Raw genomic sequence first — 4,945 nt, 5'->3', positions numbered from 1 at the left:
CCAGATGACGGGCCACCTGCCGACCGAGCGAACCCGTCGCACCCGTCAGCAACACCGTCCCCGCAGGGTCCAACGCCCGCAGACCCACGGCCGGGACCGCGGCTTCGCCCGTCCTGGCCAGGCGGAGCGCGGTGGCGCTGCCGGCCCGCAGCGCGAGCTGCGGTTCGTCGGTGCCGAGCGCGCAGGACAGCGCCCGCTGCGAGGCGGGGTCACCGTCCAGGTCGATCAGGGTGATCCGGCCCGGGTTCTCCGACTGCGCCGACCGGAACAGACCCCGCACCGTGGCGGCCGGGAGGTTCGCCTCGCCCGCGTTGCGGGTGACGACGACCAGACGGGAATCCGCGAAGGCGTCCGCTGCCAGCCACTCCTGCACCAGCTCCAGGGCCTCCCGCACGGCCATGTGCGTGGCCGCGGCAAGGTCAAACCCGGTCCCGACGGCGACCGGGAGCACCAGGATGTCGGGAGTGACACCGCCCTCGGCGATGTCCGCCAGGTCCGCGAAGGCGATCGCGCCGGCCAGGCCCAGGCCGTCCCCGCCCAGGACACCGATCACACCGTCGGGCGCCGACACCGGCAGCGAGACAGGAGTCCACTCCGGACGGAAGAGCGCATCATGGCCGCCCTGCGCGGCGAGCTGCTCCGGCGAGAACGCCCGCAGCACCAAGGAGTCGACCGTCGCGACCGGTGCACCGGAGGCATCGGCCACCGCGAGCGAGACCGCCTCGGCCCCCACAGCGGAGATCCTGACCCGCAACTCCCCCGCACCGGCCGCGTGCACGGACACACCCGACCACGCGAACGGCAACCGGCCCCGCCCGGTGTCCTCCAACAGAGCGCCCGCACCGATCGCATGCAGCGCAGCATCCAGCAGCGCCGGATGCAGACCGTAGGACCCCGCCTCCGACCGGGCCTCCTCCGGCAGCGCCACCTCCGCGAACACCTCGCCCCCGTGCCGCCACACCGCTCGCAGGCCCCGGAACACCGGCCCGTACGCGAACCCGGCCGCCCCGAACGCCTCGTAGACCTCGTCCACCGCCACCGGCTCCGCACCGGCCGGCGGCCACACCCTCAACTCCACGCCACCGGCAGCCGACTCCCGCGCCAGCAGACCCACCGCATGCCGCGTCCAGAGCACGTCATCAGCAGCCTCCGCAGGCCGGGAGTGCACGGCGATCGTCCGGTGACCCGACTCCTCGGGAGCACCGACGGACACCTGGAGCTGCACCGCGCCCTGTTCGGGCACGATCAGCGGCGCCTCCAGCGTCAGCTCCTCCACATGCGCACAGCCGACCTGCTCGCCGGCCCGGACCGCGAGCTCCACCAAGGCCGTTCCGGGCAGCAGTACGCTGCCGGCGACGGCATGGTCCGCCAGCCAGGGGTGCGCGTCCAGGGCGAGCCGCCCGGTGAACAGGTGGCCGTCCGCATCGGCCAGCGCCAACGAGGCGCCGAGCAGCGGATGGTCGGCGTTCGCCAGGCCGGCGGAGAGCACGTCCCCGACCAGCCCGGGCCTGACCCGCGGCCAGTAGTTCTCGTGCTGGAAGGCATAGGTGGGCAGATCCACCCGGCGGGCACCCGTGCCCGCGAACACGGCGTGCCAGTCCACCGCGGCGCCGCGCACCTGGAGCCGGGCCAGCGCAGTCGTGAAGCTCTGCGCCTCCGGCCGATCGCGCCGCAGGGCCGGTACGAGGACGGCGCCGCTCTCCTCGCCGAGGCAGTGCCCTGCCATGGCGCTGAGCGTGCCGTCCGGGCCCAGCTCCAGGAACGCCCGGACGCCTTCGCCCTCCAGCACGTGCACCGCGTCAGCGAAGCGGACGGCCTCGCGAACATGCCGCACCCAGTACTCAGGGTCGGTCAACTCGGCCGACACGAGCGAGCCGGTCAGCGTCGACACGATCGGAATCCGCGGCTCCGCGAAAACCACCTCAGCGGCCACGGCGCGGAACTCCGCCAGCATGCCGTCCATCAGCGGCGAGTGGAAGGCGTGACTGACGGTGAGCCGCCTGGTCCGGCAGCCGTCGGCCGTCAGCTTCTCCGCGACATCCAGAACGGCCTGTTCGGTGCCAGAGATCACCACGGACGCCGGCCCGTTGACGGCAGCGATGCCCACCTCGGCCGTCAGCAGCGGCAGCACGTCGGCCTCCGCCGCCTGGACGGCCACCATCGCGCCGCCGCGCGGCAGCGCCTGCATCAACCGGCCGCGCGCCGCCACCAACCTGCATGCATCCGCCAGCGAGAACACACCCGCCACGTGCGCCGCGGCCAACTCACCGATCGAGTGACCGGCGAGGAAGTCCGGCCGCACACCCCAGGATTCGACCAACCGGAACAGCGCCACCTCCAGCGCGAACAACGCCGGCTGCGTGAACCCGGTCTCGCTGATCAGCTCCGCATCCGCGACCGCCTCACGCAGCGGACGCTCCAACAGCGGATCCAGTTCGGCACACACCGCATCGAACGCAGCCGCGAACACCGGAAAGGCCGCCGACAACTCAAAGCCCATCCCGACCCGCTGACTGCCCTGACCGGTGAACAGGAACGCCGTCCGCCCACCGGTCGGTGTGCCGACGCTCTCCGACGACACGCCGCCCGCCAACGCCTCCAGCGCCGCCAACAGCTCCGCACGGTCGCCCGCCACCAGCCCGGCACGCCACTCGAACGAGGAGCGCGTGGTCGCAAGGGACAGCCCCAGATCGGCCACCTCCACGTCGGGACGCGCCGCCACGAACTCCCACAGCCGAGCAGCCTGCCCGCGCAGCGCCTCCTCCGTCCTGCCCGAGATCACCAGCGGCAACGGCGCACCCGTGCTCGCAATGGCCGGCACCGGCTCCTCCGCGGGTGCCTGCTCCAGGATGATGTGCGCGTTGGTGCCGCTGAAGCCGAAGGAGGAGACCGCCGAACGGCGCGCCCGCCCGATCTCCGGCCACGGACGGGCTTCGGCGAGCAGTTCGACCGCGCCGGCCGACCAGTCGACGTGCGAGGACGGCTCGCCGACGTGCAGGCTCTTCGGCAGCACTCCGTGCCGCATCGCCAACACCATCTTGATCACACCGGCCGCACCCGCCGCCGCCTGGGTGTGACCCAGGTTCGACTTCACCGAGCCCAGCCAGAGCGGCTCCTCCTCGCCGCGCCCCTGCCCATAGGTGGCGAGCAGGGCCTGCGCCTCGATCGGATCGCCCAGACGCGTCCCGGTCCCGTGCGCCTCCACCGCGTCCACCTCGCCGGCCGTCAACCCGGCACTGGCCAGCGCCTGCTGGATCACCCGCTGCTGGGACGGCCCGTTCGGCGCGGTCAAGCCGTTGGACGCGCCGTCCTGGTTGACGGCACTGCCGCGGACGACCGCCAGGACCGGATGACCGTTCCGCCGGGCGTCCGACAGCCGCTCCACCAGCAGCATGCCGACGCCCTCGCCCCAGCCGGTCCCGTCCGCGTCATCGGAGAAAGCCTTGCAGCGGCCATCGGCGGCCAGGCCGCGCTGGCGGCTGAACTCCACGAACGTGCTCGGCGTCAGCATCACCGTCACACCGCCCGCCAGCGCCAGCGTCGACTCACCCTGCCGCAGCGACTGACAGGCCAGGTGCAGCGCGACGAGCGAGGAGGAACACGCCGTGTCGATCGTGACGGCCGGCCCCTCCAGGCCCAGCGTGTACGACACCCGTCCGGAGGCGACGCTGCCGGAGGTACCGGTCCCCACGTGGCCTTCCGCGCCCTCGGCGGACTGCTGGAGCAGCATGCCGTAGTCGTTGTACATCACGCCGACGAAGACACCGGTACGACTGCCGCGAACCGTTCGCGGGTCGATCCCGGCCCGCTCGAAGGCCTCCCAGGACGTCTCCAGCAGCAGCCGCTGCTGCGGGTCCATCGACATCGCCTCCCGCGGCGAGATGCCGAAGAAGCCGGGGTCGAAGAGGCCGGCCTCGTGCAGGAAGCCGCCCTCACGCGTGTACGAGGTGCCGAGGTGGTCCGGGTCCGGGTGGTACAGGTTGGCGGTGTCCCAGCCGCGGTCCTCGGGGAAGAACGACACCGCGTCCCGCCCGTCGGCGACCAGCCGCCACAGGTCCTCGGGCGATTCGATCCGGCCCGGGTAGCGACAGGCCATGCCGACGATCGCGATCGGCTCGTCGTCCGGGGCCGTGCTGACCGCCGGGGCGACGACGGCCTCCGGATCGGCGCCGAGCAGTTCGGTCCTGAGCTGTTCGGCGAGCACGGCGGGGCTCGGGTAGTCGAACACGAGCGTGGCCGGCAGGCGCAGCCCGGTGGCGCCGTTGAGCCGGTTCCGCAGCTCGACCGCGGTCAGCGAGTCGAAGCCGAGTTCCTTGAAGGCGCGGCCCGCATCGACCCCGGAGGCGTCCGGGTAGCCCAGGACGGCGGCGACCTCGCCGCGCACCAGGTCGAGCAGCAGGGCCTCCCGCTGGGCCGCGCCCAGCGCCGCCAGCCGGTCGGCGAGCGCCGAGCCGCCGGCGGCAGAGGTACCTCCACCGTTGGCGGTGGCGCGGCGCACCGGCGTCCGGACCAGGCCGCGCAGCATCGGCGGCAGCATCCCGATGCCGGCCTGGGCCCGCAGGCCCGCCAGGTCGAGGCGGATGGGGACCAGCACGGGTTCGGTACCGGCCACGGCAGCGCCGAACAGCAGCAGGCCGTCCTCGGCGTTCAGGGCGACGACACCACCGCGGGCCATCCGCTGCACGTCCGCGTCGCCCAGCCCGCCGGCCATGCCTCCGCCGTCCTCCGCCCACAGACCCCACGCCAGGGACTGCGCCGGGAGACCCGCGGCGTGGCGGTGCTCGGCAAGGGCATCCAGGAAGGCGTTCGCGGCAGCGTAGTTCGCCTGACCCGCCGCACCGAACACACCAGCCGCGGAGGAGAACAGCACGAACGCGGCAAGCGGACGGTCCTTCGTCAGCTCGTGAAGGTTCCACGCCGCATCCACCTTCGGACGCAGCACGGC

At 73.1% G+C, this 4,945-nt stretch carries 1 protein-coding gene; it reads right to left on the bottom strand.

Annotated elements, in window-relative coordinates; genetic code table 11:
- Window positions 1–4,945 (bottom strand): type I polyketide synthase (locus tag ACZ51D_RS43395; RefSeq protein WP_465665823.1); only part of this gene is annotated, 4,945 nt, incomplete at both ends.

This window comes from Kitasatospora sp. NPDC033851, assembly GCF_055576085.1.
Note: the sequence above shows the minus strand (reverse complement) of the source record. Positions and strands in the feature narration are given on the sequence as shown.